The 21,674-nt window shown below is 46.7% G+C and carries 21 protein-coding genes; 11 read left to right on the top strand and 10 right to left on the bottom strand.

Features of this window, described 5'->3' with window-relative positions:
* Positions 1-24: 24 nt before the first annotated feature.
* The 4 genes from GGC63_RS02810 to GGC63_RS02795 all read right to left on the bottom strand — a co-directional run bounded on the left by GGC63_RS02810 (position 25) and on the right by GGC63_RS02795 (position 4,654).
* Positions 25-147, bottom strand: a complete 123-nt coding sequence (locus GGC63_RS02810) for an AgrD family cyclic lactone autoinducer peptide (RefSeq protein ID WP_192701010.1) — start codon at positions 145-147, stop codon at positions 25-27.
* Positions 144-704: an accessory gene regulator B family protein gene (locus GGC63_RS35290; protein WP_192701009.1), complete on the bottom strand. Its 561-nt coding sequence runs from the start codon at positions 702-704 to the stop codon at positions 144-146. The genes GGC63_RS02810 and GGC63_RS35290 overlap by 4 nt, the downstream gene beginning before the upstream one ends.
* A complete protein-coding gene (locus tag GGC63_RS02800) occupies positions 701-1,372 on the bottom strand; it encodes a hypothetical protein (protein ID WP_192701008.1) in 672 nt (223 codons plus the stop codon). The genes GGC63_RS35290 and GGC63_RS02800 overlap by 4 nt, the downstream gene beginning before the upstream one ends.
* Positions 1,373-4,000: 2,628 nt before the next feature.
* Complete coding sequence (locus GGC63_RS02795) at positions 4,001-4,654, bottom strand: helix-turn-helix domain-containing protein (RefSeq protein ID WP_192701007.1); 654 nt, start codon at positions 4,652-4,654, stop codon at positions 4,001-4,003.
* Positions 4,655-4,851: 197 nt separating this feature from the next.
* On the opposite strand from GGC63_RS02795, the gene GGC63_RS02790 reads away from it, so the two are divergent.
* The 3 genes from GGC63_RS02790 (at position 4,852) to GGC63_RS02780 (ending at position 8,776) form a co-directional block, all read left to right on the top strand.
* A complete protein-coding gene (locus tag GGC63_RS02790) occupies positions 4,852-5,289 on the top strand; it encodes a hypothetical protein (RefSeq protein WP_079908562.1) in 438 nt (145 codons plus the stop codon).
* A gap of 155 nt (positions 5,290-5,444) precedes the next feature.
* The gene (locus tag GGC63_RS02785; RefSeq protein WP_192701006.1) at positions 5,445-7,484 is read left to right on the top strand and encodes a glycoside hydrolase family 15 protein; all 2,040 of its coding nucleotides are present in this window, start codon (positions 5,445-5,447) and stop codon (positions 7,482-7,484) included.
* Positions 7,481-8,776: a glucose 1-dehydrogenase gene (locus GGC63_RS02780; RefSeq protein ID WP_192701005.1), complete on the top strand. Its 1,296-nt coding sequence runs from the start codon at positions 7,481-7,483 to the stop codon at positions 8,774-8,776. The genes GGC63_RS02785 and GGC63_RS02780 overlap by 4 nt, the downstream gene beginning before the upstream one ends.
* A gap of 122 nt (positions 8,777-8,898) precedes the next feature.
* Here the strand turns inward: GGC63_RS02780 and GGC63_RS02775 are convergent, their stop codons facing one another.
* On the bottom strand, positions 8,899-9,759 hold the full coding sequence (locus GGC63_RS02775; protein WP_192701004.1) for an AraC family transcriptional regulator: 861 nt from the start codon (positions 9,757-9,759) through the stop codon (positions 8,899-8,901).
* Positions 9,760-9,844: 85 nt separating this feature from the next.
* Here GGC63_RS02775 and GGC63_RS02770 point away from each other — a divergent pair, with 85 nt between their 5' ends.
* The 3 genes from GGC63_RS02770 to GGC63_RS02760 all read left to right on the top strand — a co-directional run bounded on the left by GGC63_RS02770 (position 9,845) and on the right by GGC63_RS02760 (position 12,040).
* Positions 9,845-10,282: a disulfide oxidoreductase gene (locus GGC63_RS02770; RefSeq protein ID WP_192701003.1), complete on the top strand. Its 438-nt coding sequence runs from the start codon at positions 9,845-9,847 to the stop codon at positions 10,280-10,282.
* Between the two features lie 118 nt (positions 10,283-10,400).
* Positions 10,401-11,699 carry an alpha-glucosidase/alpha-galactosidase gene (locus tag GGC63_RS02765; RefSeq protein WP_079908567.1) on the top strand — a complete coding sequence of 433 codons (1,299 nt, stop codon included), beginning with the start codon at positions 10,401-10,403 and terminating at the stop codon, positions 11,697-11,699.
* Positions 11,700-11,863: 164 nt separating this feature from the next.
* Positions 11,864-12,040, top strand: coding sequence for a DUF11 domain-containing protein (locus tag GGC63_RS02760; RefSeq protein ID WP_192701002.1), 177 nt, complete (start codon positions 11,864-11,866; stop codon positions 12,038-12,040).
* A gap of 89 nt (positions 12,041-12,129) precedes the next feature.
* Here the strand turns inward: GGC63_RS02760 and GGC63_RS02755 are convergent, their stop codons facing one another.
* Together GGC63_RS02755 and GGC63_RS34330 are read right to left on the bottom strand one after the other, a co-directional pair.
* On the bottom strand, positions 12,130-12,957 hold the full coding sequence (locus GGC63_RS02755; protein ID WP_192701001.1) for a methyltransferase domain-containing protein: 828 nt from the start codon (positions 12,955-12,957) through the stop codon (positions 12,130-12,132).
* A 260-nt stretch (positions 12,958-13,217) separates the two neighbouring features.
* The gene (locus GGC63_RS34330) at positions 13,218-13,508 is read right to left on the bottom strand and encodes a hypothetical protein (protein ID WP_225947872.1); all 291 of its coding nucleotides are present in this window, start codon (positions 13,506-13,508) and stop codon (positions 13,218-13,220) included.
* A gap of 31 nt (positions 13,509-13,539) precedes the next feature.
* Between GGC63_RS34330 and GGC63_RS34325 the strand changes: the two genes are divergently transcribed.
* The 4 genes from GGC63_RS34325 (at position 13,540) to GGC63_RS02735 (ending at position 16,870) form a co-directional block, all read left to right on the top strand.
* The gene (locus GGC63_RS34325) at positions 13,540-14,283 is read left to right on the top strand and encodes a delta-lactam-biosynthetic de-N-acetylase (protein WP_318780971.1); all 744 of its coding nucleotides are present in this window, start codon (positions 13,540-13,542) and stop codon (positions 14,281-14,283) included.
* 165 nt (positions 14,284-14,448) lie between these two features.
* Complete coding sequence (gene racE, locus GGC63_RS02745; protein WP_318780970.1) at positions 14,449-15,258, top strand: glutamate racemase; 810 nt, start codon at positions 14,449-14,451, stop codon at positions 15,256-15,258.
* A gap of 156 nt (positions 15,259-15,414) precedes the next feature.
* Entirely contained in the window at positions 15,415-16,326 is a 912-nt protein-coding gene (locus tag GGC63_RS02740; protein ID WP_192700999.1) for a M14 family metallocarboxypeptidase, read from the top strand.
* A 304-nt stretch (positions 16,327-16,630) separates the two neighbouring features.
* A complete protein-coding gene (locus tag GGC63_RS02735; RefSeq protein ID WP_192700998.1) occupies positions 16,631-16,870 on the top strand; it encodes a hypothetical protein in 240 nt (79 codons plus the stop codon).
* A gap of 144 nt (positions 16,871-17,014) precedes the next feature.
* On the opposite strand, the gene ytvI is transcribed toward GGC63_RS02735, so the two are convergent.
* The 3 genes from ytvI to GGC63_RS02720 form a co-directional block, all read right to left on the bottom strand.
* Positions 17,015-18,103 carry a sporulation integral membrane protein YtvI gene (gene ytvI, locus GGC63_RS02730; RefSeq protein ID WP_192700997.1) on the bottom strand — a complete coding sequence of 363 codons (1,089 nt, stop codon included), beginning with the start codon at positions 18,101-18,103 and terminating at the stop codon, positions 17,015-17,017.
* Positions 18,104-18,127: 24 nt separating this feature from the next.
* Positions 18,128-18,493 (bottom strand): winged helix-turn-helix transcriptional regulator, encoded by a 366-nt coding sequence (locus GGC63_RS02725; protein ID WP_079908574.1) that lies wholly within the window; start codon positions 18,491-18,493, stop codon positions 18,128-18,130.
* Between the two features lie 205 nt (positions 18,494-18,698).
* Entirely contained in the window at positions 18,699-19,250 is a 552-nt protein-coding gene (locus tag GGC63_RS02720; protein ID WP_192700996.1) for a hypothetical protein, read from the bottom strand.
* A 233-nt stretch (positions 19,251-19,483) separates the two neighbouring features.
* Here GGC63_RS02720 and GGC63_RS02715 point away from each other — a divergent pair, with 233 nt between their 5' ends.
* Positions 19,484-21,658 carry a sensor histidine kinase gene (locus GGC63_RS02715; protein ID WP_192700995.1) on the top strand — a complete coding sequence of 725 codons (2,175 nt, stop codon included), beginning with the start codon at positions 19,484-19,486 and terminating at the stop codon, positions 21,656-21,658.
* Positions 21,659-21,674: the final 16 nt, after the last annotated feature.

Below are 21,674 nucleotides of genomic sequence, written 5' to 3'. Positions count from 1 at the left end.
TGTCTTGAGGGACAGCCCCAGATATTATTTTTTCAGTAGTTCTTGTGGTGTTTCTGGGCGGTGACCTATTAAAGAGTTGGTTGTAATAAATAATGCTGCTAATGTCATAAGAATAGCATTTGCAAAATAGGCTAATTTTGTTTTCATAGATTAGGTATTCTCCTTTCTATCACATCTCTTAATTTATAAGATATAGTTGTAGTTAGAAATGCCTGTATAATGAATGCAGCACTTAAAACCGTAGAATTGATAATAAAATTACATCCAACGAATATTACAGAAATCAATTTTAAAAGAGGGTAGTACTTTTCATTAATACTACTTACGTTCTTTATATTATTAGGGGCAGTAATAATGAAAATAATAAGTGATAAAGAGTCAATAATGAAGAAAGCTACCGAGTAATGGAAAGTAAAGTTTGAAATTGTAATAAAAATAATAATTGATAATATACAGCAAGATAAGGACGAGGACATGTGCATGCCACCAGAAACATATCTAATTACAATAAATGAAATGATACCAACAATGCATTCTGCTACATGCCCGGTAAAAAAAGTAATGATGACTGCGACACATATCGCTGTAAGCGTATTGATCAAGAGGCTAATCGCATATCTTAATGCTATTTCAGACCCAGCTTCAGAGTAATTTCTACGGATGCACTTTGCAATGGCATGTGCAGATGAGTCTATAAAATTCATCTCTTTGATAACCTTTCACGTCTATTCTTCCAAAGTTTCTTGTTATGTCTATAAGCTAGATAAACACCAACTAACAGAATTATTCCAAGTATAATAGGTATAAAAATATGAATGGCAGACGCTTTAAAACTAACAAGTTCTATTTGTATCGCAACAATAGCTACTACAAGAATCGCTGAAAGTAAAAAATTATACCCCTTTAATGCATCGTTGCTAGTGGTATGAAATCCGAGCTTATATTTTTGAAGTGGAATAATAATAAGTGCAAGAAGCAATGCATTAATAAGATCATAGATAATGAATTGAGTTAGAGAGACTTTTAGAAGAGTTTCCGTGAACAAATTGAAGTGTCCTCCAACATAAATTACAATGCCTTCAATTGTTGCGGTAGCTAATATTCCTATCACGCATACCAAAAAAGAAAATATAAATGGTAATCCAAACAATATAGTAATTAGAATAATCTCGGATAAAATAACAGGTAAGACTGCATAATTTATCAAATCTAGGATGTCTCTAACATAAACCGAAACTGTTGCCATAACAATAGCAATGAGAGCAACTTTATGTAATGAATAGCGGAAGTAGATTCTAAATAAAGAAAGGCACAATAATACTGTAGTGAAAAACTCAATACTAGAGAAAAAGATTCTTACTAAATAGTACACAGCCCGTCTCCTTTAGAAATGAACGTTTAAAGTGGTTTTAATTAATTATAAAGACCTATTTCTAAAAAGAAAAAAGATAAAAATGTTAAATCAATATGAGGGTAATTAAATTAAGTTTAATATACTATTGTAAACTTAACAAGTAGAATTTTGTCGAATGAAGCGCTTTCTAGCTGCGGGTAGGTATCTTTTAGTTGGAGATGTTACCCTGAAGTAATCTGAAAATTTAGTAATATAAATGAAACATTTATACCACGAAATTCAATCCTCTAGTTCTTTTTCATAGGACATATGTATTAAGTATAAAAAGACAAGAAATAGCATGGAATGAATAATTAATATAATTTTGTTATAAAATATGAAAGAAACGCCACTAAAGTATAGCAATAATGATCCGAGGACTAACACAAGGTAAAACTTTGTAGGGAATTTTGCAGACTTTGAACTATGACTTCTTGATGTGATAAAGGAAAACCCAATCCTAAGTTTATTGAGAATAAAAGATAAAACTAAATTCACTGAACATAAAAAATAGATTTGAATGATGTAATCGTTACGAGTGATTTCAACAAACTTACCGTGGTCGAAGTTAGCTATTGCCAAATTGAATGAAAGCTCTAAGATAACATTGGTGACATATGTTATAGAAACTAGAAGAAATGAATGCCACAACTTAAAACGATAGATTAAGAATACACAAAGAAAATAACCGATAGGCTGGAGTACCGACAAGAGATAGATAATTTTGAATGTTAGCAGCACGATTGTAATCTGGGATAATAGTAATGTGGAAATAATGACGTGTGTTAGATATCTTGAGATCTTTAAACGAAATATTGATAGTCCTAATATTTGTAGTGTAAGCCACCAGTAACATGCTTGAAGAAAAGTTGTCCAAATCTGATCCATCTAGAAATTCCCCCGCCGCTGTGCATTATCTATTCTGATAACTCATTCCTATAAAACAAATTCATGATTAAACTAAGCTTGAAAAAGTAATGGAATATGCGGTGCTAGAACAAACCTCTACTCACTCCATCATCTCTTTCTCATGTGAAAGATGCAAAATAATAACCAGTGCAAAAAACGTAGTAGTTATAGCTAGCATGATAATTTCAGAAAAGTACTCAATAGTTAGGCTAGTAATCAAAATAGGAAGCCATCCAAGGATAACCGTCAAGATGAGTTTTTTCGGGAAAGCCTTTTTTCGAATCATTATATTGCTTGTTACGAAAGTAAAGCCGATTCTATAAAAGTACAGTAACACTGTAATTAAATAATTGATTGTTGTTAGAACTAAACCTTGGATGAAATAATCGTTTCTTGAGATACGGATAAACTCAATGTAATTATACTGAGCTAGCAGCAGGTTAAAGCTCGATTCCAACACAACATTTAGGCCGAAGACCAAGGTAGCCATGAGTAAGGATTGGACTATTTGGAGACGATAAAACACCCAAAAGCAAAGTAAAAGAACAATAGGATGTAGAATCGACATTAAGAAAATAAGTTTATAAGACTGTAGAAAATATGAGGTTTGTGTCAGAACTAAAGTACTGATAATGATACATTTTAAATATAAATGAGGCTTTATACGAAAAAGTACAAGGCCCATTAGCTGAACAGAGGGCCAGAATACCAAATAAAGTATAATCATTCTAACCTGTTCCAAATTGACTCCCTCCTAGTCATCAATTTCCATCAGATAAGATAAATGAAGTATGACACTTACGATCAATAATAATAAAGTGATAGAAAGCATAATAATTTTTTTGAAATAAACGATAGTAAGAGTGGTGATGCCAATAAGGATGAAGCCCAACCCTTCATTAATTACTCTGAAATTTCCTTCTTATAAGCCAAATAAAAGATAACGGCTAGAAAAATAAAAGTTATCCCATATGTAGCCATGATCCACTTGTTCCAAACATACAAAGAAAGGCTCGTACTTCCCAAAGAAATGATGCCTATGGTAAGAGCGGTCAGTATTTCTTTAGGCATGGGCTTGCGAGCGGAGTGACTGGAAATGAATGAGAATCCCAATCCTAACCTAGCTAATAAGAACACGCTCAAAAAGCATAGAAAAGAGACGGCAAAGCCTTGAATAAAGTACTGCTCTTGGTAAATGATTATAAAATCATTGTAATTAAAGCCCGATAAAATCCAGTTAAATAAGATTTCAAAGGCAAGGGCCATCGTGTAGGAGAGGACGACCATAATACAGGAGTAAATCCATTTAAACCGAAAAATGAGCCATACACATAGAAAAAAGCAGATAGGCTGAATGCTCGTTACAAGCAGAGCCAAATGAAAGCTTTGAATGATGTATGTAATTTGAGATAGCAGGACAATCGAGATCGTCAATTGCGGTATGTAGTTTCTAAACTTTAAACGAAATAGTGCCAGACTTAAAGAAAGCATAGAAGTCCAGGTTACCGCGAAGATAAGAAGTTCGCATAGCTGCCTCATTCATTCACCATTCCTAAAAAATAAAATCAGCCTAATTGCACTCATAGTACAAATAGGCCGAACACTATGTCAATGATATATTTTATAGTCATGATTGATATAGAATGTAAGTATAGATAATAGAAGAAAAGACTACCGTATCATGGTTCAATAATGAATCTACCCCTTAATAAACGAAGGGTTAATCCCGGCGGTCTTGCCGAAGGTAAACTCTAGGCTGGTCTGATTGTTATTGGCGATTTTGCGCAGGATCAGATCGTGGTATTTGCGTTGGCGCAGGGCGGACATGGAGACGAATAGTCCTTCACCCTTCGAATCGAAGTAGAGCCGGCCGTTCTTTTCATCATATTTGCGGATATGCTGGAAATTGGCGTAGACGTCCGCGTCCACTTTTTTGAACTCCAGATCGTCCAGCTTTTCCAGGAACTCGCTGAAGTCTCGTAAGGAATCGATGCTATGTCTTACTTTCGTTGCTTGATTGCAGTACATAATGTCTTTGGTCCCTACCTCAATATAATAGACGGTAGCCAAATCTATATTTATATTGGTGCTCGGCGCGTCACTAAAGTCCTGGGCTTTCAAGTGTCCGGCCTTGATCATCAAATCGGTGTAGGAGTAGCAGTAGGCGTCGGAAAGTTTTTTGAGAGTATCGGGAGAAGGGGTAATCTTTTCGTTGGTGGACCGGTTTTTTTCCAACTCCAAATCACGGATATATGCGTGCGATAAACCGCTTTTTTTAGCTGCTTCCCTTAAGGACATGGAACCGCGCAAGCCTTCTAAAAATTTACCAAATTCAGGGATAGGTTGTCCCATTTTGTAAATCACCTCTTTCTTTGTTTATTGTAATGGACAAGCTTCCGAAAAGAAATAGCTCTTAGAAAAAAATATAGGGGTTACTAGGCATGAATCTAAAAAATAATTAATAAAATAAAGTAAATCTTGACGGTTTGTAGTATAAATACTACATTAGCATAAAGGGCTGATTATCATCATGAAGGGGGATCATGGAGATGAGAGATAAGGTCATGAACCGTTGGAGCACTTATGAGCCCTTTTATGTGGCGTTTAACGGGTATAAAATTGCAGATATCGTCATAACAAGCCATGCCATATCCCGCTGGTCCGAACGCGTGGAGACCGATCAAGGCGGCATTGAGCACATTTGCTCCTATCTGTGGGATGCATTAAAGTTTGAACGGATCAAGCCTTATTACGAGAATGAAAAAGACGTGTATTTAATCGACGAAGATCTGGTTATGGTGGCCGAGTTTATGACCATCAAGGACGAAGTGGATATAGCGGGAAATCCTTTACATAAAATGATTGTCGTCACCTTCCTTGGGAGAGTGTCTGAAGACATCCAGCTGCGCGATTTGAAAGCTTACTATTCATGGCTGCGGCATTCGCGGCGGATGACCTTGGTCAAACATGGCCGTAAACGCAAATAAATATTGGCCAGTTGTTAAAAAAGAAGTATGCGGTGTCACACTGCATGCTTTTTTTGTGTTTTCTTCAGTGGTGCTTAAAGAACTTTAAGGCTGATTTGCATAAATTAGGCTTGTATTCGGGGACATTAGGGAGAGATAGGAAGGAGGAGCAATGTATGGCGCGTGATTTACCTTTGGGTAATGGCAATGTGCTGGTAAATTTCGATACAAGCTATAACCTACGCGATATGTATTACCCTTATGTGGGGCAAGAGAATCAGTCGGCGGATCATTTATCTCACTTTGGCGTATGGACGGGGGAAGACTTTTTCTGGATCGACCATCCGGAGCTGGTACGCAAGTCCTCTTATCTTAACGATTCCATGGTCACCAATGTGGAAGGGATTCATGAACGGCTGGGACTCAAGCTGCTGCTTCGCGACGGGGTGGATGTACAGGAAAATGTACTCGTACGCAAAGTCGTGGTTGAGAATATGAGGCCGCAGGAGAGAGTGGTCAAGCTTTATTTTCATTTGGACCTGCACTTATACGGAAATGGTGTGGGGGATACGGTGTACTATGACCCGGATCTTCGGTCACTTATTTTTTACAAAGGACATCGTTACCTGTCTCTATCCTGCAGCGGGGCAGGAGGGAAAGGCATCGGCTGCACCAGCTTTGCCATAGGCCAGAAGGAAATGAATGGCATGGAAGGTACCTGGAGAGATGCCGAGGACGGTCAGCTGGGCCGCAACCCGATTGCACAGGGCTCGGTGGACGGGACGATAGAGCTGGAGCTCAAGGTTCCAGCCAGCGGCAAGGCGGAGGCGTGGTTTTGGATTGGCTTCGGCAAAAGCCTGGATGAGATTAACGGCATCGAGCAAAATATCCGCCAAGCGACGCCTCACGCGTTTCTGCAAAGAACCTACAATTACTGGGAACAGTGGCTTGCCAAGGATCGCCATGATCTGAGCCTGATAGATAAGGATATGGCATCCTTTTATAAAAGAAGCTTGCTCGTTGTGCGCGCGAATATGGATAACCGGGGCGCTATTATAGCGGCGAACGATTCGGATATTTTGAAGTTTGCCAAGGATACGTACTCCTATATGTGGCCAAGGGATGGAGCGTTGATTGCCCATGCGCTGGATAGATCGGGGTATGTGGTGCTGACGAGCCGTTTTTTTGAATTTTGCAAACGAGTCATTACGAAGGACGGCTTCTTGCTGCACAAGTATAATCCGGACGGCTCCGTAGGCTCAAGCTGGCATCCGTGGATGAACCCGGCCGGAGAGAAGCAGTTCCCGATTCAGGAGGACGAGACCGCCCTGGTGCTGTTCGCGCTGTGGCATCATCATGAATTGGCCAAAACACTGGATAACGCAAGAGACGACTACGATAAATTCGTCATTCCGGCTGCAGGCTTCCTCGCGAGCTACAGGGATGCTTCGGGACTTCCTCTTCCTTCGTACGATCTGTGGGAGGAACGGTACGGCGTTCATGCCTTCACGGTGGCGAGCGTCTATGCGGGGCTGCTTGCGGCAAGCAAGTTCGCCGAGCATTTCCAGGATAAAGCACGGATGGTCTATTTCCGGGAAGCGGCGGGCAAGGTGAAAAACGCTGTCGAGCAGTATATGTTTTCGGAGCAGGAGAACCGTTTTATTCGGTCGTTGTACTGGAATCGGGAGAAAAATACCTACGAGCCGGATATGACGCTGGACGCCAGCCTGTACGCTCTGTTTGACTTTGAGATGTTCGCCGCTAATGATCCACGGATTGTCTCTACGATGAAGGCGATTCGGGAGAAGCTGTGGATTCAGTCGGAGGTAGGAGGAATAGGCCGGTACACCGACGATTATTATCATCAGGTTACTCACGATATAGGCAAGGTTCCGGGGAATCCGTGGTTTATCTGCACGCTTTGGTACGCGGAGTGGGTTATAGCCGTTGCAGGCAGTGAGAGCGAGCTTAAGGAAGCGGAGGATTTGATCCGCTGGACGATGAAGCATGCCCTGCCTACGGGCATTCTTGCGGAACAGGTTCATCCTTATACAGGAGCTCCGTTGTCCGTTTCGCCGCTCACCTGGTCGCACGCCTCCTACGTCAAGGTGGTACAGGAGTATATATCCAAGAAGAAGCTCCTCCAAAATAAACAGTTCGGCAAAGAGGACATCAGCGACGCGAAGCTGCTGCAGACCACGGGAGTGTCCCAATGAAGACGGTACGTTTGAACGGACTTCAGCCTCAGGCTGAGGGAAGCGGCAAGGATGCGAATGCATCGGCAGCAGCAGAACAAGGCTTGCGCGACCAAGCCAAGCAAGACAATCGGAATACCGCCGCAAATCCGGCAGGCGATCAAGTAAGGCTTGAGCTGATGGAAGTGGATCAGCCGGAGCGGAAGCAGCCTGATGACGTTCTGGTGCGCGTGCTGTGCATCGGTCTTGACGGTACCGACCGCGAGTTAATGACGGAGAAATACGGCGTCCCTCCGGAAGGAGAGAACGGGCTGACGATTGGTCACGAATCGCTTGGCGTTGTTATCGAGGCGGATGAAGCTTACGGTCTTGCCAAAGGCGATCTGGTCTGCGCGCTGGTGCGAAGACCGTGCAATGAGCCGATGTGCGTCAACTGCCGCAACGGCCATGCGGATTTTTGCGAGACCGGCCATTACGTCGAACGGGGGATTAAGGGCCGGCATGGCTATCTGTCCGAGTACTACGTCGAGGAAGCCAGGTATTTGGTCAAGGTGCCTCCGGCATGCTTGCATTACGGAGTGCTCACGGAGCCCCAAAGCATCGTCGAGAAGGTATGGGATCAGGTCGGACGCATTCAGCAGCGTCTGATCTGGCAGCCCCGGTCGGTGCTGGTGCTGGGCTCCGGGCCGCTCGGCCTGCTGGCGGCCTTCACCTCACGGTGTCTCGGACTCGACACCGTGGTATGGTCCAAGTCGCCGGCCGATAGTCTGGCGGCGGAGCTGGTTCGCGCCTGCGGTGCCGAGTACCGGCAGGCGGGAGAGCCCGGCGGCGCAAGCGGGCCGGACCAGGAATCCGCGGATACGCTCAGCGGATTCCTGGAGCGGAGCGGCAAGCGCGCCGATCTGATATTCGAATGCACGGGCTACAGCCCGCTCGCATTCGAAGCGATGACCGCACTCAGCCCGAACGGAGTGCTTGCCTTGTTAAGCGTCACGCCGGGCAGCCGGACGCTGAAGATTTCTTCGGATATGATCAACCAGGAGCTCGTCCTGGAGAATAAATGCGTGCTGGGCTCGGTCAATGCCTCGCGAAAGGACTTTGAAACCGGAATCTACCGGCTCCAGCAAATGGAGGCCAAGTTCCCGGGCCTGCTGGGCCGGTTAATTACGGACCGATTCACGTTGGAGCAGGTGCCGGAACTGGATTTTGGCCGCATCGCCATCAAGGCGGCTGTCGATCTGCTCCCCGAGTCCCAATGGCAGGAGCTGCTTACGGACAACGCCCGTCAGGTTGCTTACAGCTTTTCGGTATAGCAGCAGAGCGATTCATCGGCATCAGGCTGAAGAATCGCTCTGCTGTTCTGTATATATGTCGGAGCCTCCCGCCAAGTACCTGGATAAGCTTTGAAGCCAAGGCCTCACTTGTTTGCGTTGATTTATTGGCTGCAATCGTATGGATTCATCGTCTGATCCTGACGGTAATCCGAAGGGGAGCGGCCGTACCATTTCTTGAACTGCTTGGAGAAATACAAGGGATCGCTGAAGCCGACGGACGAGGCCACCTGCTCGACGGTCAGCTCATCCTGCAGCAGAAGCTTGGCCCGCTCCATGCGGATTTTCAGCAGAAAATTCATGGGAGAGAGCCCTGTCTGCTGCTTGAACATTTTGGATAGATGCGTACGGTGATAGCCGAGGCTTTGGGCCATCGATTCTATGGATATCGGCTGATGGTATTGCAGCGTAAGCCAGCGAATCGCCTGCTCTATCTGCTGCTGGATGCCGGAGGTTTCTTTTTTAGGGATGCTGTCGTGACCAAGCTCCTGTGCATATTCGGCCAGAAGCAGCCGCAAATAGCCTTCACACTGCATATCGCAATGCGGCTGCCGCCTGCGCATGGTCAGCTCCATCTGATGATACAGCGCCTGCATTTTACGATGGTTCTGGGTTAAGGCCACCGGCTGGTGCGGGGAGATTCCGAATATGCTTAAATATTCGTCCGCCCTGTTTCCCTTAAACCCTACCCAACGGTAGCACCAAGGATCCTGCTCATCCGAAGCGTAGCTGACCAGCTCTCCGGGGAAGATGAAGAAGCTGCTCCCCTTCTCCAGACGGTAATCCGTTCCCATGCAGCTGAAGGTGCCGCGCCCGGATACAACATAATGGACGAGATAGTAGTCAAGCACCTGGGGACCGACCCGGTGCAGCGGCTTCGTCTGGGATTGACCGCTGAAAAGAACCGTCAGCTCGCCTTTGCCGGGACGGGGATTAAAGGATACGGAATGATAGGATGCCTTCATATGGTACACCTCAATCAATTTTGATATGATGATAGAAGATTTGGAGAAGTATGGTACTAATGACTTGAGGAGAGAGCCGTTTAAGATGAATAGGAACCGATTTATAAAAGAAAATGCACTACATCTGTCATGGGTGGTAGCGCTTGTCGCCACGCTCGGAAGTCTCTATTTTTCCGAGATTTTGCATTTCTTGCCTTGCAAATTATGCTGGTATCAGCGCATTCTTATGTATCCTCTCGTGATTATACTAGCCATCGCGGCCGTGCGCAAGGATACGAAGCAGTACCTCTATGTGCTTCCTCTCAGTGTATGGGGAATGGGCATTTCACTCTATCATTACTTGATGCAAAAGACTTCTTGGTTTAAAGAGGCGGCGACCGGATGCGGACCGGTTCCGTGCGATGTCGACTATATTAATTGGCTGGGCTTTATTACGATCCCGTTCCTTGCGTTGATAGCCTTTACTCTCATAACGATATTGCATCTATTGCTGCTAGCCGTCGAGCGTCAGAACAGCCGGTGAAACGAAACTACAATTATCCATGTAAAAGTGGTTTGTCTCCATATGCATTTCCGGTTCCGGCAAGTATAGTCTAGGTAAGGTAGTAAGACTTAACTTGGGAAATAGGGGAGGAAGAAACATGTCCAAAATTACTTTTCTTGGAGCAGGCAGTACCGTATTTGCTAAAAACGTGCTTGGGGATTGCATGCTGACCCCATCGCTGCAGGGCTTTGAGCTGGCGTTGTTCGATATCGATCTGGAACGGTTGAAGGATTCGGAGAACATGCTGAACAACCTTAAGGCAACTACCGGCAGCACGTGTGTGGTGAAAGCGTATACGGACCGTAAAGAAGCTCTCCGCGGCGCCAAGTACGTCGTCAACGCCATTCAAGTCGGCGGCTACGATCCGTGTACGATTACCGATTTTGAAATTCCGAAGAAATACGGCTTACGCCAGACGATTGCCGACACCGTAGGGATCGGCGGCATTTTCCGCAATCTGCGGACCATTCCGGTCATGCTTGATTTTGCCAAGGATATTCAAGAGGTATGTCCGGACGCCTGGTTCCTGAACTATACGAACCCGATGGCGGTTCTTACCAACGCTATGATTACGTACGGCGGGGTAAAGACCGTAGGCTTGTGTCACAGCGTTCAGGGCTGCGTATCGCATCTGTTCAAAAACCTGGAGATGGATTCGACAGGCGTTCATTGGAAAATTGCGGGCATCAATCATATGGCATGGCTGTTGGAAGTCACGAAGGACGGTGTCGATCTGTATCCAGAAATCAAACGCCGCGCCCGCGAGAAGCAGAAGGAAACACACAAGGATATGGTTCGCTATGAGCTGATGTTCCGCTTTGGCTACTATGTGACGGAATCGTCCGAGCATAACGCCGAGTACCATCCGTATTTCATTAAACGCAATTATCCTGAGCTGATTGAGCGGTTCAACATTCCATTGGATGAGTATCCCCGCCGCTGCATTCGTCAAATCGATAAGTGGAAGACGATGCGTGACGAGATTGTCAATAACAAAAGCCTGGAGCATAAGCGCTCCAAAGAGTACGCCTCCTATATCTTCGATGCGATGGAAACGAACGTGCCGTTCAAAATCGGCGGCAACGTGATGAACACCGGCTTAATTACGAACCTGCCGAAAGAAGCCTGCGTCGAGGTTTCCTGCCTTGTGGATGCCGACGGCGTAACACCGACCTATGTAGGCGATCTTCCGCCGCAGCTGGCTGCGCTGAACCGTACGAACATCAACACTCAGCTGCTGACATTGGAAGCGGCGATAACCGGTAAGAAGGAGCATATTTATCATGCGGCTATGCTCGATCCTCATACGGCGGCGGAGCTGTCCATTGACGATATTGTCGCTATGTGCGACGATTTGATCGAGGCTCACGGTAACTGGCTTCCCAAGTTTGTCTAAATGATCCGATTGAACTCCCTTTTCAGCGCAATGCTGGAGGGAGTTTTTTGCGTCCGAAGTACGGTATTATCGGGCCATGTCTCTATTAGTATCAAGTCTGCTGCAGCGGGTTTCTACATATAATAAAATGTACGGTTTGTAGATTCGTTACCAGGAATATCTGAATGGGTCATGAATCGCTGCTTCGTGTTACGAAGCATACCAGTGTGAGGGAAGCCACGGTAGGAGACAGTATAGAATACACCATAACCATTCGGAACGTCGGTCCTATTGAAGCTAGGCAGATAAGGGTGCCGGATCTTCTACAGAGCGCCAGCTCGTTCATCCGGGGCCGTGTTTAGGGCAGCAGCCCGATCTAACCGAACGGAAGTCGTTGTCGTGGAAGAGGAAGATTAGCTGACGACAAGCAAAAACGGAACGAAAATCAAGATCATTTCGTTCCGTTTTTGGCTTTTTGTTTTTTTATCATGCGTCTTCCTTTGGTCATACCGGTTTTCTTATGGCGTAAAGATGACTTTGTCTTAGATGAGCTTCGCTTGTGAATGACAGGGGGCTGGGTATCGTTTAAAGAGGGGGCCTTCTCCAGGAGCTGGCCTGCATCAAGCTGTTGCCCGGATTCCGGCCGTTCCCGGCGGCGATTTGTTATTTGCATAGGCTCCTCCAGACTCCTCATAGCCATATCTTCGATTTCATCAACGGTAAGCGGCTGCTTTACCACTAGAAAATGGTACATAATTTCGTCGACGACGTTCGGTTGAATATGCCTTACAATTGTGCGTTCCTCCTCGTCGTACATGTTGGTCTTGAAGGGCATGGAATAGAAGAACTCCATCCTCAAGAGCTGAAAATCGTAGTCAGGAGGCTCCCGATCCATATCATGCGATGGGAATGCATAGGGGGTTATCAGCTCTCTCCAATAGGTTTCCCTTAGAAGGCGGCCGGTGAAATAGAAAGGACTGTATTCATTGAACCAGCTTTTGTAATGCGGATTAGCCGCATGAAAGTAGGTGTGCGCATAAGGAGCGACGATGCATACAATAGCTTTGTGCTTACATATCCGGTATATTTCCTTCATAGTATCCAGCAAAGGATCTATGTAGGGGAGCGAATGAACCGCAAATAAGCAATCCGCCGAGTCGTCCGGCAGAGGAATGCCCTGCAGGATATCACATACAATATCGACACCGGGTCCATCCTTCTTGTCAATTCCGATAAATCCGGGATTCTTCTGCGTCCCGCATCCAAGATCAATTTTCATTAGCAGCACCTTCCCGCTATGAACAATCCGATATGTTACATTATGTGGCTCGTCAGCCATCTGCTCTACACGATTGACATGCCCCTCCAGCCTAAATGCTGCTGTACAAGCTCATCGCATCCGGACAGCTTATCTGATATCATCGGAATTTCATTGTCACAAGTAGGTGTATTTGGTAAAATATACACGAACAAAAATTCGCTTTGCCGTCTTTGCATAACTTTTGGGACAAGCAGTTGCCGTTTGAATGTGTGATCATTTTACTTAAAGGGGACATCGATGATGATGAACAGCTCAAGGATAGGTGCTTTTGCAGTAATCTTTTGCCTCGTATGGACGACTTTGGCTTGTTCAAACTCTAACCCTACCTCTTCCGCAGGGGAGAAGCCGATGCCGTCAGGCGAAGCATCCAGCCATACTCCTGCTCCCCAGCCGACCCCGTCCGCAGGCTCGCAAGCCCCGGCCGCAGGGTCCTTCTCAGCGGCTGATGCCAAGGCAGAACCCGGTCCGACGGCTGCGCCGTCTGTTACTGCATCGCCTGAGCCGGTCAAGGAAGCCGCTGCTCCCAAACCGGAAACGGCCGTGTCGGCGACCTACCAATCGGGCACGGGAACCAAGTCTGCATCGGCTAACGATAAGAAGGCTCTTTCATGGTACTACATGAAGAAACCGAAGGGACAGGTTCCTTCATTTCCGAATGAAACGAAATCTTTTACCAAAGATATGAAGGCACTTTGGGTCGGCACAGGAAAAAAAGTATATTTGACAATCGATACGGGAGGTCCGATGGGAGATACGGAGCTGCTGCTCAAATCGTTGAAGGATAACGATGCGAAAGCTAACTTTTTCATTGCGGGCTATAACGTGAAGAAGGATCCTGATTTTGTTCGTCAGCTTGTAGCGGACGGGCACCTTGTCGCCAACCATACGATGACGCATACGGATATGAATAAGCAGACGGACGCACAGGTAAAAAAGGAAATACAGGATTACGAGAAGCTGTATAAAGAAGTAACCGGACAAGACATTCAACCTTACTTCCGGTTTCCTTACGGGAGCTACAATATGCATTTGTTGAGCCTGGTTTCCGAGATGGGATATACTTCGGTATTCTGGTCTACGGCCATGAGGGATTGGGAGCCGAGGAAGAACGGGGCGGACGATCCTTACAACGATATCATGAATAATTTGCATGACGGCAACATTATTCTGATGCATCAAGGCTCGGAGGAGAATATTCAGGCTCTGGACCGCATAATTAAAGGCGTGCGTGAGGCAGGCTATGAATTTGCCCTTTTAAGCGATATACCGGCGTCAGCCAAATGATAGCTTTTCTTCAGCTTCGCATGATGGATGGGCCCGGTTTCCTTCTGGTATGATGAATTGGCGCTGATCTAGCTTTGTTTGCTGGTACCTTTCTTCTTCTACCATCATACTCTATTAGAGGCATGCAGCGTATTATCAATTCACAGTCAAAGGAAGCGAATACTAGTGCAGCAAGCGATAGCCATTCTGGATTCCGGGGTAGGCGGGCTGACCGTAGTGAAGGAAGTCATGCGTCAGCTCCCGCAAGAGAAGATCATTTATTTTGGCGACACCGCTCGGGCACCGTACGGACCCAGAGCTCCACATGAAGTGGTTCAATATACGCATCAAATTGTTGATTATTTATTACAGTTTCAGCCGAAAATGGTAGTTATCGCCTGCAATACCGCAACTGCTGTCGCATTAGACGAAATTCGCGCACGTTTGTCTATTCCTGTGGTCGGCGTTATCCACCCGGGCGCACGCGCTGCAATCAAGACAACGCGTAACGGTGTGATCGGCGTTATCGGAACGGAAGGGACTATCAAAAGCAACGCATATGAGTATGCTCTGCGCCAAATCTCGCCTTACGTTCGGGTGGTCAGTGAGCCTTGTCCCAAGCTCGCCTCATTGGTAGAATCGGGGCAGTTTTACACGGAGCATACCCGTTCGGTCGTAGAACAGTCGCTTCAACGTCTGAAGAGTGAGCCGATGGATTGCCTGATCCTTGGCTGTACGCATTACCCGTTCTTATCCGATGCGATCTCGGATGTGATGGGACCCGATGTAACGCTGATCAGCTCGGCGGACGAGACAGCCAGAGAAATTAGCACCATCCTGTACCACAAAGGAATGCTTGCGACCTCCAATTCGATTCCGATTCATCAATTTTTATGCAGCGGGGATCCTGTGCTGTTTAAGCAGATTGCACAATCTTGGCTGAATGAGCAGATTCGTGTATCTCCTGTTGTATGGCAAGTCCCGCATATCATTTGATTCCGAACAGGCAGGCTGGGAATGTCCCGGCTTGTCTGTCTTATTTTATGGATAAAACGAGGGACAGATATGTCGCAGGGTGTTATCATCGGCAGCCTTTGCATGGCATACATATGTATTTGATATAGCTTCAGATGATAGCCAAGGGGGCGGACTATGAAGAAGTGTATCGTAGATACGAGCCAAGTATACGGCTACGAAGAGCTTCTGGCAGATATCGCGGAGCTTGAGCAGCGTTATTCCTTTCTTCAAGCGGGTCATGCAGGAAGAAGTGTTCTCGGCAAAAGCATACCCGTGCTTCGGATCGGAACGGGAGATTGTCCTATTCATGTCAATGCATCCTTTCATGCCAATGAATGGATTACATCGCTATTGGCAATGAAATTCGTTGAAGATCTGGTCCAAGCGTGCGCAAATATGGAGAGCTTGTATGGAATGGATGTTGATCAGCTGCTTGGGCAGACGACGCTTTGGGTCGTTCCTATGGTAAATCCCGACGGGGTTGAGCTAGTACACGGACGAATGGCTCCGGAGTCCCCGATATATGCCCAATTGCTGGATTGGAATCATGGCTCTGCCGATTTCTCCGGCTGGAAGGCGAATGCCAGGGGCGTCGATCTTAATGACCAGTTTCCAGCAGGCTGGGGGGAGGAAAAGGAACGCAGAGGGGTGACGTCGCCAGGACCCAGGGATTACGGAGGTGAGCAGCCGCTCAGTGAGCCAGAAGCTTGTGCTATCGCAGAGCTTACGCGAAGCCGTGATTTTCGGATGGTTCTTGCGCTGCATACTCAGGGGGAAGAAATTTATTGGAATTATCGTGACTTGGAACCGCCTGAGTCGGAGGAGATGGCCTGCAGGCTCTCCCTCGTGAGCGGCTATATCCCTATTAAGCTTACGGATAGCGATGCAGGATATAAAGATTGGTTCATCCAGGAATTTCGGCGGCCGGGCTTTACGATCGAAGCGGGGCTTGGCGTAAATCCGCTGCCTCTTTCCCAGTTTCCCGCCATGTATGAGGCCGTTGCCCGAATGATTCTGGAAGCCATGGCCATGGGGAGTAGGGTGTAGGCCGTCCGGCGGACGGTTTGTTTGTTGAAAAACCTGGTTTGCGTGAAGTTTGCTGCATATGGAGGTGGGGTATGCCTCGGAGGAGTTTACGTCCGCCTTTGAAACCCGTGAAAATACCGCTAAATATAATCAACTTTCACGGGTTTCAACAGCGGCTGGAGGGGCATACCCCACCGGAGTATACTGGCAATAGTTCAAGCTCTGCAGGTTTCTCAACAAAATCGCCGTCCAACGGACGGCTTTTTGTTTTTAAAGAAAAGTTCGATATACTATAGGGAAGTCGCGCTTACAGGAGGAAGTACAGATGTGGAAACGACTTTTATCATTCAAATATTGGGGACATGTGTTCCGCCGCATAGGGCCGATCCTTACCTCTCCTAGAGTGCCCTTATCCGAAAAGCTGCTGTTTGCCGTCCCGGTTATCATCTATTGGGTCATGCCCGACTTGATGCCGTATCTGCCCATTGACGATATCGCGGTCACATTGTTTTTAATGAACCTGTTCACCGGCCGCGTGGAACGTAAATATTTATCCACGAAATGAGAAAGACCCGAACTGAGGTTCGAGTCTTTCTAGACAGTATAGAATTTATAACTTTCGGGGCTCCCCGCAAAGTACCTGAATCGGCTTCGAAGCCAATGCCCCACTTTGTGGGGTTATTTTGTCTAGTCTAGGTGCCGTAACGGATTATTCTCCCTCCGGCCAACGAATCCAGCGCTGCAGGTACCCCTGTTCGTAGAGCGCTTTGATCGTGATGATCAAAACCGGGGATAAGAGAAGCCCGGCGACTCCGAATAAGGATAGCGAAATAATCATGAAGGACAGCATGGTGAAAGCTGACACCCCGAGAGAGTCCCCCGTAATTTTGGGCTCCATAATTTGACGCACCAGGATGACAACCCCAAGCAGGGCAGTCAGCCATACGGCTAGCACGGTCTGTCCTACGACAAATAAGTAGATGATCCATGGAATGAACAACGTTGAAACGCCGAGCAGCGGAAGCACATCGAATATAGCTGACAGTAAAGCGATGGAAAAGGAGTTTTTCACCCCCAAAACAAGCAGAGCGACAAAAATGACGATGAAGGTCAGACTGATCAGCTTGGACTGGGCCTTAATGTACCCGATTATGCCCTTCAATACATTTTCGCGCAAAAAGGTGAAGGCCGACTTGAACGTTTTGGGCGTCTTCTCCTTTGCGAGTTTTTTCCATGACTCTATCTCGATACTTAAAAAATAGGCCAAAATGATAGCAATAACAAAATTGACGACAAAGGTCGAAAAGCTGGTCAGCATGTTGAAGGTTCCGGTCAAGAACTGGCCGGCCAGCATGGTCAATTTTTGCGTAATTTGTGTGGAGTACTCCGTTATTTTTTGGGCTATATCATCAGGTAATGATGGCATGGTTTCAAGACGGCTCTGGAGAAGCTCTGTCTTAAGAATCAGCTGCTTTTGCAGGATCGATGAGTATTCCGGCAGCTTTTCTTTTAAATTCATGATTTGGCTTGTAAAAATGACGCCGACTCCCGTTAACGCACCCAGGATAACAAGAATGAACACGATCGTTGAAATAGCTGAGGCTATGCTCTTGCTTACCCCTTTCCTATTAAGAAATCGGGCAAACGGCTCGATAATCAGAAAGACGATAAAGGCGAGGAAAATCGGTGTGGCTATGCCATACAAATAGCTGAACAGCAGCATAAACAAATATACTGTGAGCAGCAGTAAGGCAATATCAAAAACAGTTTTCCAATATTTCTTGTAAAACGCTATCATTCTACACCTCGTCAGCAGGGGATGTTAGGACCACTTGGCGGCCCACAGCTTCATTTCTTTCAGTATTTGATGAAGATCCTGCCCTTTGGGTGTTAGCGTGTATTCTACGGTGACGGGCACAGTCGGATAAGCGGTACGTTCAAGAACCCCTTGCTCCTCCAGATGGCGGAGTGTTTCGGTTAACGATTTGGGACTGATGGCCTTTATTTTCTTTTGCAGCTCGCCGAAGCGCTTGGTTCCGCCGAACAATTCCCGCAGGACTAGAAAGGACCATTTTCCCCCGATCGCATCTAACGTTTTTTCAATAGAGCATTCGATATGGGTAGGCTGCTTCGGGATGTAATTGTTCTTCTGAATGACCTGGTTCTTCTCCGTTTCTGGCATGGACATGGCCAACCATCCTTTCCCTTTATAGTTGATTACACCGGGGTAAGTTTCTAGTTAATTGGTAATTATGTAATCAAAGAATCGCTACTATATTAATAGTAAAGAACAAAGAAAAAAATAGCAAGCCAGGCCTGCCATCTAAGGTACAGCTTCTTCCTAAGATTTTATTGGAATAGATGGTTTGCGATTTATTCCTCCATTCGACGGCTTATCCATGTTTATTTTGATTTGTTTTGCCAGCCCAAATGGCATAGCCCATCCCTACGTACGCCAGCCCCCAGAAGAAGGCGAAATATTTGTTGTCCTCCACAGGGAGCGCAATGGACATTAACATAAGCACCAGCAGTAACGAAATCCAGCGCGGAAATACATGGGCACGATACGTAAGCACCGTAAATACAATTGTCCCCCCTGTGAAACCGATAAGTGCTATGGTTCTTGTAAGGTTAAACAACATTCCTTCCGGGTTTATTGCCGGATTGCCGAAAATCATGGAGCCCCATAGCATACACGTTGTCAGGATATTGCCTACGGTGATAGCAAGAACCGTAATAAATCCGGTAATTCCCGTCTCTTTTGCCTGAACCATATAGGTAACCATTGTACCGACAGACATCAGGATGCAGGCGACAAGCCCGAAGGCGAGCTCCTGCATGCTTTCCGACCCCCAGATCAAGGAGCTTGGTGTCATTCCCATACGTGTAATGCCAGCGAGTAAACATATCATGCCTAACCATCGAACCATTTGCTTCTCATACATATCCGATGCATCCTCCCCAAAATTCATTCGTCATCATTTTCTTGCATTTTGATTGTAGGAAAAAAAGCATCATGAGGAATAGAGGAGCGCATCACATTATGATAGGAAGGTAAATCGGGATTTTTCGGGACATTCAGGAAGTCTTTCGGGAAATTAAAACATCTTCATATTCAAGGTATAGGAGGGCCGCTATAATAGAGGTAGATTTTAACTATGGGAGCGGAGGGAAGTCCATGCAGCGGACGCAGCATTCAATCACAGGGACTGGCAGCACCCCGGTCAATTGGCTTCATAGGAAAGGAATCCTTCTTAGTCTCCAGCTGTTAGCGGGAATGTTCAGTCTTATTACAGTGGTACTATACACAGCAGAGATCCCTGCCTATTATCATTGGCTTGTCTCTACATGTATCGAGAATGGCTGCGGTACCTGGGTGTCGGCGATGCCTATCGAAGCCGAAGGAAAGCTGCGCCTGTCGCTCGAGATGTATGCGCTTATCTTTGTGCTTATTGATGTTATTTTTACATTTGTCTATTATGCTGCGGCATTTCTTATCTATTGGAAAGGATTTCGCGAGCCAATGGCTGTGCTCGCTTCGCTTGCCATGGTTTCGTTCGGCACCTCGTTTCCGTCGTTGACCTCGGTTGCTTCCCAGGATACCGTCTTTTTGCACGGATGGTTTTTGCTTGTAGCTACTGTGGGATGGATCAGTTTATCGCTTTTGTTCCTTTTATTTCCGAATGGAAAATTTGTGCCCGGATGGACATATGTTGTTTTACTCCTCATTAGCGCGGTGGACGTAAGCAATTTGTTTTACGGCGGAAGCATTTGGAACGCCCTTGGTATTCCGCCTTTTTGGCAGTTTCTATGGTATGCTTCCTCGACGCTTATACTCATCTATTCTCAAGTGTACCGTTTTCGCAGAGTATCATCACCATCCCAGCGGCAGCAAACCAAATGGGTCGTATATGGGCTAGCCATCGGCATTACGGGCTTTGTCGTGATGAGCGTGCTGTTCCAGCCGAGCTTGAATGACGGTACAGCCTTGACGTATGTGTACCTTAATGCCATCCTTAATTTCATCTTGTTGGCCATTCCCGTAACCTTGACGATGGCTGTGTTAAGACACCGGCTATGGGATATTGACCCGCTTGTCAACCGGACCCTGGTGTATGCCGCATTGTCTGTCAGCGTCGCCGCGATATATATATTTTCGGTGTATTACTTGAGCCGCCTCTTCGAGACGAAGGATAACCTGTTTATCTCGCTCATTGCGACGGCGGTTGTAGCGGTTGTATTCGCTCCGCTGAAGGAGAAGCTGCAGCGCCTCATTAACCGGATGATGAAAGGGCGTCACGATGATCCCTATGCGGTTCTGCTCGAGCTCGGGAATCAGCTTATTCAGCCCCTAGCACCGGAAGCAATGCTCACAGCAGTCGCCTCTACGATAAAAGCATCTTTGCGCTTGCCCTATGCCGGCATTGTGATAGGAGTGGGCGGTCAAGATACCTTGGCTGCTTCGGTCGGGAACCCGGTGCACGAGGTGCTGCCTTTTGCCATTATTCATCGAGGGGAGCAGCTTGGCACGCTGTACTTATCCAGCCGTTCCCCCGGTGAGGCGTTTTCCTCTGAAGATAATAAGTTTCTGGACGTACTGCTTCGCCAGGCGGGACCGATTGTGGAAAATGTAAACATGACGCTCGGAATGAAGCTGCTTGCGAAGGATTTGCAGGAATCCAGGGAGAAGCTGGTGCTGGCAAGAGAGGAGGAGCGGAGGCAGATTCGTAAAAATTTGCACGACGATTTGGCCCCGCGTCTTGCTGCACTTGCTTTGAATGCGGCAACGGCGGAGAAGTATGTAGAAAAGCAGCCTGCTGTCGCGATCGAGATGCTGGCCGACTTACGCCAGGTGATTCGCTCGACGGTGGATGAAATTAGGACCCTGGTGCATGATTTACGTCCGCCTTCGCTTGATGAGCTTGGCTTGATTGGCGCCCTTCAAGAACGAATCCGCGAGCTGACCAAGCCGGCCCGGCTGTTGGCCGATGAGCAGGGAGCAGCTGCTTTGATCATCCGTTTAATAGAACCTCCGGAGCTTCCCGATTTGCCGGCGGCCGTAGAGGTGGCGGCTTACCGTATCGTTACGGAGTCATTGGTCAATGTCATTAAACACAGTCGGGCTACCGCCTGTACTGTCAAGCTGAACGTGTCCGACGCACAGCAGCTATTGGTTGACGTAACGGATAACGGTGCAGGCTTGCATCCATCTTATACGCAGCTGATTCCAGGTAAAGGGGGCATCGGTCTCGTCTCGATACGGGAACGAGCGGCGGAGCTGGGCGGACATTGTTCCATAGAACGATTGGAGCAGGGCGGCACCAGGGTGCTTGCCATACTGCCGATTTCATAAAAAAAGGGGTAACACG

Origin of the sequence: Paenibacillus sp. OAS669 (assembly GCF_014873645.1) — a bacterium.
Classification (GTDB): domain Bacteria; phylum Bacillota; class Bacilli; order Paenibacillales; family NBRC-103111; genus Paenibacillus_S; species Paenibacillus_S vulneris.
This window is presented reverse-complemented; position numbering and strand designations above follow the sequence as displayed.

Coding starts and splice junctions, on each gene's coding strand:
- GGC63_RS02810 (WP_192701010.1), bottom strand. CDS start 147: ATGAAAACAAAATTAGCCTATTTTGCAAATGCTATTCTTATGACATTA.
- GGC63_RS35290 (WP_192701009.1), bottom strand. CDS start 704: ATGAATTTTATAGACTCATCTGCACATGCCATTGCAAAGTGCATCCGT.
- GGC63_RS02795 (WP_192701007.1), bottom strand. CDS start 4,654: ATGGGACAACCTATCCCTGAATTTGGTAAATTTTTAGAAGGCTTGCGC.
- GGC63_RS02790 (WP_079908562.1), top strand. CDS start 4,852: ATGAGAGATAAGGTCATGAACCGTTGGAGCACTTATGAGCCCTTTTAT.
- GGC63_RS02785 (WP_192701006.1), top strand. CDS start 5,445: ATGGCGCGTGATTTACCTTTGGGTAATGGCAATGTGCTGGTAAATTTC.
- GGC63_RS02780 (WP_192701005.1), top strand. CDS start 7,481: ATGAAGACGGTACGTTTGAACGGACTTCAGCCTCAGGCTGAGGGAAGC.
- GGC63_RS02775 (WP_192701004.1), bottom strand. CDS start 9,759: ATGAAGGCATCCTATCATTCCGTATCCTTTAATCCCCGTCCCGGCAAA.
- GGC63_RS02770 (WP_192701003.1), top strand. CDS start 9,845: ATGAATAGGAACCGATTTATAAAAGAAAATGCACTACATCTGTCATGG.
- GGC63_RS02765 (WP_079908567.1), top strand. CDS start 10,401: ATGTCCAAAATTACTTTTCTTGGAGCAGGCAGTACCGTATTTGCTAAA.
- GGC63_RS02760 (WP_192701002.1), top strand. CDS start 11,864: ATGGGTCATGAATCGCTGCTTCGTGTTACGAAGCATACCAGTGTGAGG.
- GGC63_RS02755 (WP_192701001.1), bottom strand. CDS start 12,957: ATGAAAATTGATCTTGGATGCGGGACGCAGAAGAATCCCGGATTTATC.
- GGC63_RS02740 (WP_192700999.1), top strand. CDS start 15,415: ATGAAGAAGTGTATCGTAGATACGAGCCAAGTATACGGCTACGAAGAG.
- GGC63_RS02735 (WP_192700998.1), top strand. CDS start 16,631: ATGTGGAAACGACTTTTATCATTCAAATATTGGGGACATGTGTTCCGC.
- ytvI (WP_192700997.1), bottom strand. CDS start 18,103: ATGATAGCGTTTTACAAGAAATATTGGAAAACTGTTTTTGATATTGCC.
- GGC63_RS02725 (WP_079908574.1), bottom strand. CDS start 18,493: ATGTCCATGCCAGAAACGGAGAAGAACCAGGTCATTCAGAAGAACAAT.
- GGC63_RS02720 (WP_192700996.1), bottom strand. CDS start 19,250: ATGTATGAGAAGCAAATGGTTCGATGGTTAGGCATGATATGTTTACTC.
- GGC63_RS02715 (WP_192700995.1), top strand. CDS start 19,484: ATGCAGCGGACGCAGCATTCAATCACAGGGACTGGCAGCACCCCGGTC.